This is a genomic window from Candidatus Saccharibacteria bacterium (genome assembly GCA_016789455.1).
GTDB lineage: Bacteria > Patescibacteriota > Saccharimonadia > Saccharimonadales > Saccharimonadaceae > CAIJKY01.
Genome location: JAEUQU010000002.1, coordinates 898271 through 910958 on the forward strand (window position 1 = coordinate 898271; position 12688 = coordinate 910958).

Annotated in this window: 10 protein-coding genes, 1 other RNA gene and 1 pseudogene; 5 read left to right on the plus strand and 7 right to left on the minus strand. The window is 58.2% G+C overall.

Annotated elements, in window-relative coordinates:
- Positions 1-157 precede the first annotated feature (157 nt).
- From JNJ66_05795 to JNJ66_05805, 3 genes are all read left to right on the plus strand, one after another.
- Positions 158-1774 (plus strand): hypothetical protein, encoded by a 1617-nt coding sequence (locus JNJ66_05795; protein MBL8159945.1) that lies wholly within the window; start codon positions 158-160, stop codon positions 1772-1774.
- A 40-nt stretch (positions 1775-1814) separates the two neighbouring features.
- Positions 1815-2399, plus strand: coding sequence for a hypothetical protein (locus JNJ66_05800; protein MBL8159946.1), 585 nt, complete (start codon positions 1815-1817; stop codon positions 2397-2399).
- Between the two features lie 81 nt (positions 2400-2480).
- Positions 2481-3038, plus strand: coding sequence for a hypothetical protein (locus tag JNJ66_05805; GenBank protein ID MBL8159947.1), 558 nt, complete (start codon positions 2481-2483; stop codon positions 3036-3038).
- A gap of 949 nt (positions 3039-3987) precedes the next feature.
- Here the strand turns inward: JNJ66_05805 and JNJ66_05810 are convergent.
- The 3 genes and pseudogenes from JNJ66_05810 to JNJ66_05820 form a co-directional block, all read right to left on the minus strand.
- A pseudogene (locus tag JNJ66_05810) lies at positions 3988-6303 on the minus strand (TraM recognition domain-containing protein).
- A 172-nt stretch (positions 6304-6475) separates the two neighbouring features.
- Positions 6476-6928, minus strand: a complete 453-nt coding sequence (locus tag JNJ66_05815) for a hypothetical protein (GenBank protein ID MBL8159948.1) — start codon at positions 6926-6928, stop codon at positions 6476-6478.
- Between the two features lie 23 nt (positions 6929-6951).
- The gene (locus JNJ66_05820) at positions 6952-7365 is read right to left on the minus strand and encodes a hypothetical protein (GenBank protein ID MBL8159949.1); all 414 of its coding nucleotides are present in this window, start codon (positions 7363-7365) and stop codon (positions 6952-6954) included.
- Between the two features lie 1567 nt (positions 7366-8932).
- Between JNJ66_05820 and JNJ66_05825 the strand changes: the two genes are divergently transcribed.
- Positions 8933-9220 carry a hypothetical protein gene (locus JNJ66_05825; protein ID MBL8159950.1) on the plus strand — a complete coding sequence of 96 codons (288 nt, stop codon included), beginning with the start codon at positions 8933-8935 and terminating at the stop codon, positions 9218-9220.
- A 303-nt stretch (positions 9221-9523) separates the two neighbouring features.
- On the opposite strand, the gene JNJ66_05830 is transcribed toward JNJ66_05825, so the two are convergent.
- The 4 genes from JNJ66_05830 to JNJ66_05845 all read right to left on the minus strand — a co-directional run bounded on the left by JNJ66_05830 (position 9524) and on the right by JNJ66_05845 (position 12145).
- Positions 9524-9952, minus strand: coding sequence for a hypothetical protein (locus tag JNJ66_05830; GenBank protein ID MBL8159951.1), 429 nt, complete (start codon positions 9950-9952; stop codon positions 9524-9526).
- Positions 9953-10059: 107 nt separating this feature from the next.
- The gene (locus JNJ66_05835) at positions 10060-10398 is read right to left on the minus strand and encodes a hypothetical protein (GenBank protein MBL8159952.1); all 339 of its coding nucleotides are present in this window, start codon (positions 10396-10398) and stop codon (positions 10060-10062) included.
- 158 nt (positions 10399-10556) lie between these two features.
- On the minus strand, positions 10557-11234 hold the full coding sequence (locus JNJ66_05840) for a radical SAM protein (GenBank protein MBL8159953.1): 678 nt from the start codon (positions 11232-11234) through the stop codon (positions 10557-10559).
- A 302-nt stretch (positions 11235-11536) separates the two neighbouring features.
- Positions 11537-12145: a hypothetical protein gene (locus JNJ66_05845; GenBank protein MBL8159954.1), complete on the minus strand. Its 609-nt coding sequence runs from the start codon at positions 12143-12145 to the stop codon at positions 11537-11539.
- Positions 12146-12256: 111 nt separating this feature from the next.
- On the opposite strand from JNJ66_05845, the gene ssrA reads away from it, so the two are divergent.
- Positions 12257-12665: a transfer-messenger RNA gene (gene ssrA, locus JNJ66_05850) on the plus strand.
- Positions 12666-12688 lie beyond the last annotated feature (23 nt).

The following is a 12688-nucleotide window of genomic DNA, read 5'->3' on the forward strand; positions in this document are numbered from 1 at the left end:
TGTGGCGGCCACCGGCCCCGACCCTGTTCTTCAATGCTTGTTTGAAGGCCAAGTTCGGGCCATGACCGCCACTCTTCCCCGTTATTCCCGTGTTCAAAAATACCGTTGCCCTGAACAAATTCTGTGTGCTATTCTGGGCCTAGGAGTACAAACAAAAATGTTTAAAAACTTGGTGTCGAATCTTCCGTTCAGCCCGGCGCTGATCGGTCAGGTGGGATTTTACGCTCGGCGGTTGCGTCAGGAAGAGATGACGCGTCGGGCTGGTTTGGTGTTCACGGCGCTGGCGATCATCGTCCAGTCGCTGTCGGTGTTCTCGCCGCCTGAGGCGCAGGCCCAGGCCAATTACAACAACATTATCTACGAAGGCGTTACCAGCAAGGAACAGATGGTGGACGCGCTGCGGCGCGGGAAGGACGGCGCCGGCCGGACTGATATCCGGCAGATTTACGAATACTTCGGTGTTACCATCCGGGACATAGAGAACGCCGAGGAAGGCAGCTTCCACTCGCGTGACTTTAACCTGGGCATCTGGGATATCGGCCGCTTGGAATGGGATGCCGGCAGCCGTGACGAGCAGGCCCACAAGATCCCTGGCACCGACAGCACGGTCTATGCCCGCAAGCTCCACCGTTACGACCGCAACGACAGGGGCACCCACTACCGGGCGATCATCGGCAAGCGCGCCGTCGACGGTAAATGGTTCGCCATCACCATCGACTGCGGCAACCTGAATTTTGTAGAGTTTCCCACAGCACCAGAGCCGGAACCGACCCCTCCGGCCCCTACCCCGGCCGCCGTCTGCACCGCTCTGCAGATAACACCTGTCCAGGGTAGCCGTGACAAGTTCGTGCTGAAAGCCAGCGCCAAGACCGAGGGTGGCGCTACGGTCAGCCGTTATGATTTTGTCATCAAAAATTATGATGGCGAGACGGTCGTCGAGCGCAACGTCCCCAGTACCGACGCCACTGCCAGCACCGAGCTGACCGTGCCGGACGACGGCGACTTCCTGGCCAAGGTGACCGTGCAGACCAGCGCCGGCGCCAAGACCAGCGACGACTGCGCCAAACCGCTGAAGGTGACGCCGGAACCCCGCTGTGAATATAACGTCAACTTTCCGGAGAGCAGTCCGGAGTGCAAGCCCTGCCCTGACTCCAATGGCCTCTGGTACAAAGATGAGGACTGCAAGGCAGAGCTGGTGCCCAGCAAATCTGTCATCAACCTGAGCGCCGGCGGCGGCAACGCCGACAACACCACCGTCAAGCCGGGCGACAAGCTGCAGTACACCCTGACCGTCGAGAACCAGGGTAAGACCACTGGCACCATGACGCTGCGTGAGAATTTGGCGGACGTGCTGGAATACGCCACCATCGTCGACAAGAACGACGGCGTGCTGGACGACGACGCCACCCAGGCTTCCCTGCGCTATATCACCTGGCCCGAGGCTAAGATTCAGCCCGGACAGAAGCTGGTACGCACGGTGACCGTCCAGGTGAAGAGCGAGATTCCTGCTTCACCATTGAACGTCGGCAACCCGGAATCATACAACTGCGTCATGACCAACAGCTTTGGCACGACCACTAACACCAAGGTTGAATGCCCCGCCCCCAAGGTGGTGGAGGCCGTGGTACGGACCCTGCCCAGCACCGGTGCCGGCCCCAATATGCTGTTTGCCGGCATTCTGCTGATGACTACCGTCTACTTCTACGCCCGCAGCCGGCAGCTTGGCAAAGAGATACGCCTGGTCCGCAAGGAATTTGCAGCCGGCACACTGTAGCCCGAAAAACAACCACCAACCATAAACAGGAGAACCCGTCATGGCAGATGGCGAACGATTACCAGAACCCCGCTCAGCCGAACGGCATAACGACCTGGCGGAGGCAGCCGGCGAGCAGCTCGAACGGCTTAAGAAGTCCCCCGAGAACAGCGCCGAGCGGGACGCCAAAAGCCAGGAACGCGCCGCCGAGCATGCCCGCAAGCAGGCCGAGCTGGAAGCTGTCTTTGGCAAAGAAGCAGGCGGCGAAAAGAAAGGCGGCGGCGAGCCCGGCCCTTCCGTGAAACCCGTGGCCACCAAGAAGACCAAGCAGCAGGAATACCAACAGACGATGACCAGCGTACAGTCCAAGCTGACGCCGGCGTCGCGCAGTTTCAGCAAAATCATACATACGCCGGCAGTCGAGAAGGCTTCCGAGGTCATCGGCTCGTCGATCGCCCGGCCGAACCAGATTTTGTTCGGCAGTCTGACGGCGCTGGTACTGATGGGCGCGACCTACGGCATCGCCCATTACATCGGCTTTCCGCTTTCGGGCACAGAACCACTCCTGGCCTTCCTGATCGGCTGGGTGCTTGGTTCAAGCTTCGACACTATCAGGCTGCTGTTCCGGGGCAAACGGCCCTCCTAGGGCTTCCTGCGCGGTCACACGGGATACATTAGTATGGCGCCTATGTTTGCGGCTTTTCAGCATCGGCCGTACACTGGAGACATGACATCACCACACCCCACGCAGACCAAGCCACTCCGATCCGGCACGTTCGCCGGGTTCATGCAATTCTTATTCGGAGGGGTGGTCATGCCGATTGCAATCGGCATGCTTTTGACGCTGCTTGGCGGCTCGGTGATGATGATTATCGCCCTCAGTGACCCGGGCGCCTTCGGCCCCGGGAGTGAAAACTCCTTTGACTTCCCCGGTATGCTGCCGGCCATATATGCCGCCAGCCTAGTGGTAACTGCCCTGAGTGCCTATGTCGGTACGCTGATCGTCCGTGAACTATTCGTCTTTGCCGATGCCGCACGCGCCCGGCTGACCGCGACGCTGTGCTTCGTCGGGCTTTCGGTGCTGTCGCTGGCCCTGACCGCCCTGCTGGCTGTCGTCGGCAGCACCGGTGGCGACAAGGAAGCTATCGGGCACCTGCCTTGGGACCTGCTGTCGCATATTGTTGATGCGGCTGCTTTCAGTCTTGTGACATACCGCTTCCTGCGACCGAATGCCATAAGTGGCGGCCAGGGCGGGATTGGCACGCAGACGCATCAGCAACCATAAGCGTTCTGGCTATTATCGTAGAGTAAAATACAGCGGGCATATTGCCCGCTGTAACAGTAGTGGAATATGGCGCGCGCTACGGCACGGATACACCCGCCCTCACCCGCTAGTGTTTGACACTTCCCTGGATCGGGTTCTCTTCATCATCAACGATGTGGACATTACCACGCAGGTCGATATCGATTTCCTGCAGATGATCGCCCTCGTCCTGCTTGGTATCGGGACCATTGACGGTCAGCGTGTCGGCCGGCTGAGCCGGGGCGGCATTGGCGCGCTCGCGCTCTTCCTCGTGCTTCTTGCGGAGGATTTCGTGCTCGGTCGCGGTTAGGGTGGTATCAAGCTTCTGGGCGTCCTGTGGCGTCGGGTCGCCGGCTTCGGTATCGAGCGGCTGCTTATAGTTGACGCCGGTGAACCGGTTGTTATTGGCTTGCTGGCTGGCAATCTCGTGCGTCAGCTGCAGGTCGGCCGCTGTGGGCTGCGCAGCGGCATCAGGAGCGTTGCCGATCGTATTCGGCTTGAAGGTGACGTTGGTGTTCGGCGCCAGGCTCCGAGGGTCTGTCAGGCCTTCAGGCTGCTTGGGTTGCGGCGGCGTCATGCCCATGCCGGGCTGGACGGGCGGCATAACCGGGGGCTGCAATGTGCCAGTAGCGCCCGGCGCCGGCATGGCGGGCGGCTGCGGTGCGGCGGGTTGCGGCGCAGCTGGCGTTGAAGGCTGGGCCGGCATGGCAGGCGCCTGGTGCAGCCCCTGCTGGGCGCGGCGCTTGGCCAGCCATTCGTCCAAGAAAGTAGAACTGCCCGGCTTGGCGCCGGCACCGGGCTTGGCGATGGCGCCAGGCGCGGCAGCTCCGCCCGCAGCAGGCGCTGCCCCGCCCTGGGCACCACCTGCACCGACCCGCTTCTTGAAGGAATCCAGGGCCGATTGCTGGCGCTGCTTCTTGGCATCATCACCGGCACGCAGCCTGGTGAAGATTTCCTGCTCGACCATGCCGCGGCTGCGGCCGAACTTGGCGGCCGAGAGGCGGCGCAAGGCATCGGCCAGCTGCGGGTTCGGTTTGCCCAGCGGCGGAATCAGGGCCATGCTGAACGGGCTGGAGGGAACGTTGTTAATCATGACGCTGGCTATCGCCTCGAAGTTTGGTAACTTCGTTATATCTTCTACATCAAATACCGGGGCGAACTTCTTCACCATCAGCTCGGCATCGGTCACACCGATGCGGCCTGAGATGATGGTGCCGACGTTACCGATGATGGCCTCGCGGATCTTATCGGTCAGCTGGGTCATGAACTGGTTGGCCAGTACGAGGTTCAAGCGGTATTTACGGGCCTCACTCAGGATGTTCTCAAAGGAGTCGGTGGCAAAGTTCTGGAACTCGTCCACATACAGCGTGAAGTCCTGGCGCTCGTCCTCGGGAATGTTAGCCCGGCCCATGGCGGCGGCCTGAAACTTCATGACGAAGATCATACCGAGCAACTGGCTGTTCAGCTCGCCGGTACGGCCCTTGCTAAGGTTGACCAGCAGAATCTTCTTGTTGTCCATAATGTCACGCAAGTTGAATCCGGACTTGGTCTGGCCGATGATGTTGCGCATCATCTCGTTGCTCAGGAAGGCGCCGAACTTAGAGACGAACCATCCCAGCACCTCACTCTTGTGGTAGTCGCTGGTCTGCGCCATTTCCTTGTTCCAGAAGTCGAGGACGGTCTGGTCGGTGACATACTTAAGCTTGCTCTTGGCGAATTCGTTGTCATTAAAGACCTGCGGGATGTCGATGAAGCTGGAGCCGGCCGGGTCGCTCATGATGGTCAGGGCGGCGTTGCGGAACCAGTGCTCGTAGCGCGGCCCGATGATACCGGTATGGCCCGGGTCATACAGGCGGTACAGCATGGCGATGGCTTCCTGCACCAAAAAGTCACGCTGCTCCTTGTCCTCGAACTCGAAGAGGTTCAGCCCGACGGGGAATTCCATGTCTGCCGGATTAAAGTAAATGATATCCTCGACACGTTCCTTGGGCACCATACCCAGCAGCGCTTCGGCCGAGTCGCCATGCGGATCGATGAAGGCGAAGCCCTTGCCGTCCAGCATGTCCTGCAGGGCCAGGTTCTCCAGCAGCTTTGACTTACCGGTACCGGTCTGCCCAATGATGTAGGTATGACGACGACGGTCAACATCACCCAGACGGATTTGCTTCTTAACGCCACGGTAGATGTTGTAGCCCAGGAGGATACCCTTCTCTACCGACTGGTACGGGCCGTCCACCTGCTTCGACATTTGGCGTTGTAATTGTGACGTTGTGGTGTGTTTCTGATCCGGCAGGTGGAAGATAGTGGCCAGCTCGACGGTATTAAGGATGGTCTTATTAAAAGTCTGGGGGAACATCCTCAGGATGTATGATGTGGTAAATGCATCAATGTTCTTGGCAACCGTAAAGCTGAGACCATTGCGGCCGCTTGCCTCGAACAGCGAGAATGACGAAACCAGGTTTTTCAGGATGGATTGCGAACGGGCGGCCGTGTTGCTGCTGGCCACGACACGGATCAGCGTCTCGTATCCCGGATGTTTGACCTTCTCCTCAATGGCCTCGGCCTTGGCCTGGCTGACAGCCGATACCGGCTTGTCCTCGGGCTTCTTGTCGTTCTGGTTGGCCTCCGGCGGCTTCCAAAGCGCCCCGGCGAAGTCCTTGGCGGAACCGAGGGCTGCCAGGCCGGTCTTCTTTTCCTTGCCGCCGCGAAGGTCGATGGCCTCTTTCATGGCGACTTTGGTCCAGCCCTCGTGGGCCGGACGGATGAGGACCTGCACACCGGCACCGTCACCGTCGCCAAGCGTCGTGAAGGCGTTCATCAGGGTCTGCATGGCATCACGCTTGGTCTCGGTGTAGGTGGCAATCGGGTTGGCATATGATTTCTTCATGCTCATCTCGCCGCCGATAGTGCCGCTGAGCTTGCCTTGCTTGTTGAAGAGGTTCTGCTCTTCCACCTGCTCCAGACGCGCCGAAGGATAGGCGGCGATGACCGCCTGGCGCACGACGTCTTCCATCACCAGAGGTACGGCTACGTAGAACTGGATCAGCCCCTTGCTGGCAACGATCTCGAAGGCGACGTGGCGCTGGCCGTAGACCGAGCTCTTGAACCCCTTAGTGGCCGTGCTGGCAATGATGTTGTACATCACCTGGGCCTGGCTGAGGGCTTCTTCGGTCACGTCACGGGCATCGCGGCCGTTGCCTTCGATATCGTCGCTGCTGGGCGGCAAGTGGATGCGCAGCGGCACCATCTTGAGGCCGCGCTCGTAATTCTTGGCCTCGCGCAGAATCTTGCGATAGTAGACGAAACCAGCATAGCTGGCGCCGCCGAGCGCGCCGGTTACCAACAATATGACCAGGAAGATTTCTAACCCCACCTTTACCTCACGCTTTTCGTCTGCCGATTATTGCTATTGCCTTTACTTATTCCTGCGGTAACTTGACCTTGACGCCGAACCGCTTCTCCAGGTAATCGGCCTGCATCTTGCTGACCTCCTGCTCCTTCATGAATGGATCCCCCTCGGTTGCTTTGAGCGTGGCTTTGAGCCGGTCGACCCATTCCTTCTCGATGACATCCGCATCATCGGCGGCGAGCGGGTTGGCACTGGCAGCCGGAGCGGGCGGCGGTGCCGCGGACGCCGGTGGCGGCAAGGCGGCTGGCGGTGGCACAGGCGCCATCGGCTGTCCGGCCTGCTGGGCGGCCTGCGCAGCCAGCTGTTCGCGGCTTTCAGCGGACCGCTGCTGTTCGGGCGAATGGGCAGGCGCTGCCGCCACCTCTGGCTGTTGACCCGGTTGCTGGACCCTCTCATTGCCCGCCGGCGGAAGCTGTGGAGCCTCTTGGGGCGCAGGCGCTGGTGCAAATCGTTCAGGCTGCATGTTAGCTTCTATTGTACCATCTACTACCGACGAAAAACATAGACGCTGGCCAGTATTTCAAAGACTATGAGCAATATGACACTGACCGTATCGAGCTGCTGCAGCGAACTCAGAGCCAGGATGATAATGGGCGCGATAGCCCAGGTGGCGGTGGCCGCCACCACCCGCGAAGAAGGCGCCGGACGCTGCGGCGCATGCTGTTCATCAGGGGCATCCTGCCGATATCGTAGTAAAAAATAAATATGTGCGCCCACTAGGAACAGCGCGAAGAAACACAGGTACATCAGTAAAAAGACCGCCATGGCACCGGCCGGACCGGCCGATAGCGGACTGACAGTGACGATGACGCCGATAAGCGCCGCCAACGTCAACACCAACAGCAATGCTGCTGCCGGTAATGAATTGAGGAAATCTGCCGCCTGTCTCATGATCGACATTCCTTCCCTACACATCCAGATCGCATGGCCATACGGCCGACGCGGACGCGCGGATTAGTTGGATACCGCCGTGCCTGAAAGCACGGCAAAAACCGGAGAACACCAAAAGTTAAAAGCATAAGCTTGAAAATTTCGATGTCACCAATACATCGCCCAATAACAGATGGGCGAACATAAGCCGCAAGTACGCCGCCTGCACTATGCGCCCGCCGTCAAGTATACATCCTGCGCCACTGCGCGGATGTCACATACCTGGGGCTGCTCGCTTGCATAGCCACTGGCTGCATGCTTATTGCCTACTGCTTATCTACTGAACTGCTGCTACGCCGTCTTGCATTACGGCACCGTAGCCTCTCGGCCGTCGGGTTATAAAGATTCGGTTGATCGGAAGAAGTGCACTTGCGGCCGACGAACAGGCCGTGAGAACGGACTCGGGCCGCACCTCTCACAATGCGCCGACGATAGATAGGTCCATACTGCCCTGATGCCATGAGAACATAGACCAGAACACTGTGATATGACCATATCTTGACTCCTTAGTGTATGGTGAGTGTACTTGCGTCCGCGGTACACAGGTATACGAATCATACTGCCAGTCTTGCTGGCGAACCAACCTGACTGTCGGGAGTTAAAGAACCTGGGCAGCGAATCCGCCGCTGTATATAGATTTATGGGCGCTCGCTGCACCAGGCAAACCGATCGCTCTCTGCCCCAATGAAGGGACGAGGGAGCACAACTTATACCACTCAAATAACAAAGATTGTTACTCGTGCGGGTCACTCTTGCTGCGCTTCGGTGGACGCAAGCTACGCCATTACTGGCGGAGTAATGGCAACCGACCGGGTGGCAAAAAGCCGGTAGTCTGTTGCCAATGGCTCCGTCTAAGGGACGGTCGAGTGACAAGTTGTAGATGTTAAGGTGCGGGTACGAATGTTTGTTTTGGCTGGATGCTTTTGTCGCATCGGAGCTTGTTATCACCTTAGCACGGATAGGGGCGTAAGTCAATAATTTACGGTGTTTTATTTGTAGTAATTCATACATTTCATTAAATTTTAATCTGTAAATACTAATTGTTGTAATAATAATTTATACAACGCGTTGTATGTTTGATAACGTAAAACTACTTCGCCCCTCGCCTTCCACGTCCCTTCCCTCGCGTCCGCTGACGGCCCTCCACGCCAGCCGAAAGCATGGCCGCCGAGGCGCGTGAGCTGCCGTAGCGGGCACCGCCTAAAGCCTGCAAAAGGCTCGTGGCGGCGGGCCGGGCGTGGACGTGCTGGTACATGCATGGCGCAGACAATTAGGCTGCGTGCGCGGCCTGCATGGCGGCCGCACCTGCCGCCGCCGCGGCCGCAACGTTGCCAGCCGGCGCGAACGCGGGCAGCCCTGCGCACACCCGCGCGGCCCGCCGGCGCGTCGTGGCGCCAGCACGGCCGCGCGGCCCGCGTGGCTGGTGTATATCGCTTACTATATGCATGTACGTTTATGGCCATAATTGCAAAACAGTGCTATAGGCAGTTTTTTAAACACGCGCCACCGCTACTTGCGCATCATACGATTTTGTTTTTTGATTGCGATCTACCATGCCGCCCAGCCGCCCGCGTTTTGCCCGCGGCGCCACTACCCGAAGCCATCAGAACCCGGCCTGATGCGGGTGTTGGCGGCACACATGCAGCCGGCCGTCATGTCGCAAAAGCACCTGAAGATCTTCGTCGCAACCACACTCCGCTTTCCGGGTACGTCGGACCCGCCGCTCCATGTCCCTGCCCGCTTCAGCCGCAGTACATTTGCGGTACGGCCCCACCCGCAGCGCCCGCCCGGAGACTGGCAGTCAGCTTTTTGTCCGATGGCGTAGGCGCAGGGTCGCCAGACCCCAAATACAGTGCCAGGCACAAGCAAAATGATGGTTTTCCACACTATATGCACAATGGTAAAAAACCTGTTGACACTAGCTCTTTTCGTCGTTAATATAGGGGTAGTTCATGAATAAATAAAGTGTTCATGAGCCAAACACAAAAAGACGAACTAAAAGGAAAATGACCGCTACTCGCAGGCGGTCATTTTCTTATATACAGGCAATTTTACAGGGTAAAAAGAGCAAAACCGCCTACCGGCACCACCCATTCGAAGGGGCGGTGCCGGCAGGCGTGACTGCGGTTCAGTACCTCCAACCAGGCGGCAAGGCAAAGCGGAAGTTACGTGGCAGGTACAGCACATAGTCGCCGCGATCGGTCCAGGTGGCACCGCTGCAGACCAGGTAGCCCCGGAACTTCGGGCCAAGCCGGGCGCCCGGCACCGGCACCAGGAGCGTGTAAATCCGCTCCGGATACGTCGTGCCCCAGCGCCATTCATCGGGCCAGAACGTCAGCCGGGAGTAGCAATCGTGCGCCGGGATGCCGGGCGTCGGTGCCACCAGCCGGCTGAAGCCACCGAGCGGCGAGAGACGATTGGCATTCAGGCGTTGCAGTAGCTCCAGGCGCCAGTGGCTGGGTGGCCACCAGGCCATGTGGCAACGTCGCAGCTGCGGCCATGGGATGTTCTCGATTCCCCGCTGACGGTCGCCAAGGTCCGTAAGGGGCTGTGTCATGGATGCATGCTCCTTGTGACGTAGGGTCGAAGACGGACGGCACAACGACAGTACAGCTACTTTTTATATACTTTTATTTTTTCTATTGCAATAGCCGTACCAACGCGCTACCAGCCCCAGACCACAGTGCTGCGCAGCGGTGCCGGCAGATTCGGATCGGCATCTTCACACATCTGCCGCGCCAACTGCCCTACTTCCAGCGGGTCGCCATTCCACGTGGCCAAGCTGTGGCCGCCAGTCGACATGAAGACGGTCTGGACACCGATGGAATCATAAAGCGGGATTGCGTCAAAGTAGCGCTTATCGTCGATACGGAAGCGCCAGGCGGTGCGCTGGTCACGCGGAACGGTATGCAGCGCATCGGCCCAGGGCTGGTCGTGCAGCCGGGCGGCCAATGAGCTTCCTTCGTGTAAGGCGAGGTCCTCCTGCAGTTCGGCCAGAGTCATCGTCAAGTCCCCTACCCGCTGGACACAGAGACCGACTACCAATTTTCCCAGCTTTTCCTGGTACAGCCGCAAGCCGTAGTGCCCTTCCTGACAGTTGCCGGCCGCATCAATAGTGCAACCGTTGCAGACGCCTGGCAGGCGCGAATGGCGGAAACTCTTCAGGCTGACCTGTCGGCCATCCGCCAGACGGTATGCGACATGCTGGTTAGAGCTGCCAGTGATGTGGCCATAGCCTCCTGGACGGCTGCAATGCGGTGCTCGGCCATCGCTGCGGGGAAGCCAGGTGTCTGTGTCTGCAAAAAATGTTCAATCGAGAGGCCGTAGATGCTGAAGTTGACACTGCTCAGCCCGGCCCGGCCAAGCTCTGCCCAGCCAATACTACCACGTTCGCCATTACTAGTCATTTTAACAACGTTATACGTCTGGGCGGTCATTTCGACCAGTGCGGGTAGCTCAGGGTGCAGCGTCGGCTCGTCACCCGTCAAATGGGCTTCGGTGGTGCGGCAATGGTCACGTAACCAGGTAATCGTCCTGGCGTACTCGGCATCGGGCCGCACGATGGCCGGCACGAGGGTGCGCGCCTTGTCACTGGCGCCGCTCGGGCCGTCCGCGCGTATATATACGGAGCGCCGCAGCGCGTTGATGCCACGCCCACTGCCCGCGACGGCCGTGCCTTCGTTATGGCAGAAATGGCAGGCATTGCCGCAGACATCATTGACCTTGATGCGGAGCGGTCGGTCGGCCACCACGTCGATCGGCAGACCCTGCTCCAGCCGCGCAAGCTGCCCTGCCCGGCTGGACATGGAGGGTGGAAGCAGCTGCACGGTCACGCTCATAGTGGAAGGTATTATACAAGGATTTTATGATTGACGCCAGACAAAGAAATGCCGGCCGGGCACTACTAGTTGTAGCATTTTTTTCTACGTATTATCAGCTTATGTTTTGTATTTGCTGCGCGGCGGCGCATGAAAAAGCACAGCAGTAACCATAAGCATTATGTAGACTTTTATGCATCGTTATATCTGTTATTTTAGGTATTTTCATTGCTATACACTGAATACTTATGTTGTTCTTTAATCTTCATACGTTGTAATAATTATGTAAGTACGAGATCCTATTGATTTCGCTTGGCCAGCGTCTATATGGCTAGTTGTTCTTTTAACGCTGCCCGCCATTCCCCCGCCTCCGCATCGTGCTCCATATAGCTTGCGTAAGCGTAGGGCGTGGCAAAATACCCGGCCACATGGCGCGGCGCCAGCCATCCAGGCGGGCTTGTATCAATGAAAAATGCCAGGCTGGAATGCCGGTATGTCTGCCAGTTCCGCGGGCTGCGATGTACGAAGCGGCTGACGGCAGGCACGTATTCCGCGGGAATTATCCGGGCTTTATAGCGGCTGGAAAAGACCGCGCCGCTGCGTTTGTGGCGACGATTGAAGTATCGCGCGTAGCTTGTGAGCAAACTGCGCATCAACGCCTGCAAGGCATCGGGCTGACGGATGTAGGCGACGATGTGCAACTGACGCGTCATCAAGGCATAAGCTGCCAGCTCGATATCACGCCAGTAGTGCGGATACGCACGTCCGAGGTCGCGGCGATTGATCGTCCTATCCAGGTACCGGCTAAACAGGCTGATGAAGTACTGGTAATCGGCCTGATCCCGGAATATAGCCTGCCCGCCGGCACCTTCAATGAAGATATGACAGTATGACTCCGGCTCCAGCTGCTTGATGGCGTACTTCTGCGGCATACTTTGTAGTATACCATCATAAAAAGTTGTAAGAATTATATAGAGGTAATGCTTATTATTGCGCCGCCAGGCTTTACAGGTGGCGCCAGTCTTTATATACTATGGGTACATGGGGCTGACTTAAGCTTCGACGTCAGGACTTTAACAGACTATGCTTGCAAGCCGGATAACTCCCGCAACAGTTTTAATAGATGCAAACGCATTCACCAAAGCAAAAGAATTTGTCGCTTCGGCTGTTAACGCAGTCCGCACGCCGCAACTCGCTTTTGCGCCAGCTGCAGTTTAACTAGCAGCCGTCGATCGCAAGATGCACGGTATTGTCGATCGGTGTCATATCTATCGTGCTCAGTTTCAAGTGCCCCGCTAGCGCTATGGAATGAAACTTTCAGCGCGAGCAGTGCAGTTACTTCGTCCAGATCTTTTGCTGCCCTGTTCGTTAATCACCCTGAACTGGACTATGCTTGTAGACGGCTAGTCGGTTACCAGACGGACCGGGGTGTGATTCCCCGCAGCTCCACCATGTTGCGTAGTATTGAGGCCCGC

Bases quoted from the DNA above. Each gene is read 5' to 3' on its own strand.
- JNJ66_05795 (MBL8159945.1), top strand. From the start codon at position 158: ATGTTTAAAAACTTGGTGTCGAATCTTCCGTTCAGCCCGGCGCTGATC.
- JNJ66_05800 (MBL8159946.1), top strand. From the start codon at position 1,815: ATGGCAGATGGCGAACGATTACCAGAACCCCGCTCAGCCGAACGGCAT.
- JNJ66_05805 (MBL8159947.1), top strand. From the start codon at position 2,481: ATGACATCACCACACCCCACGCAGACCAAGCCACTCCGATCCGGCACG.
- JNJ66_05815 (MBL8159948.1), bottom strand. From the start codon at position 6,928: ATGCAGCCTGAACGATTTGCACCAGCGCCTGCGCCCCAAGAGGCTCCA.
- JNJ66_05820 (MBL8159949.1), bottom strand. From the start codon at position 7,365: ATGTCGATCATGAGACAGGCGGCAGATTTCCTCAATTCATTACCGGCA.
- JNJ66_05830 (MBL8159951.1), bottom strand. From the start codon at position 9,952: ATGACACAGCCCCTTACGGACCTTGGCGACCGTCAGCGGGGAATCGAG.
- JNJ66_05835 (MBL8159952.1), bottom strand. From the start codon at position 10,398: ATGACTCTGGCCGAACTGCAGGAGGACCTCGCCTTACACGAAGGAAGC.
- JNJ66_05840 (MBL8159953.1), bottom strand. From the start codon at position 11,234: ATGAGCGTGACCGTGCAGCTGCTTCCACCCTCCATGTCCAGCCGGGCA.
- JNJ66_05845 (MBL8159954.1), bottom strand. From the start codon at position 12,145: ATGCCGCAGAAGTACGCCATCAAGCAGCTGGAGCCGGAGTCATACTGT.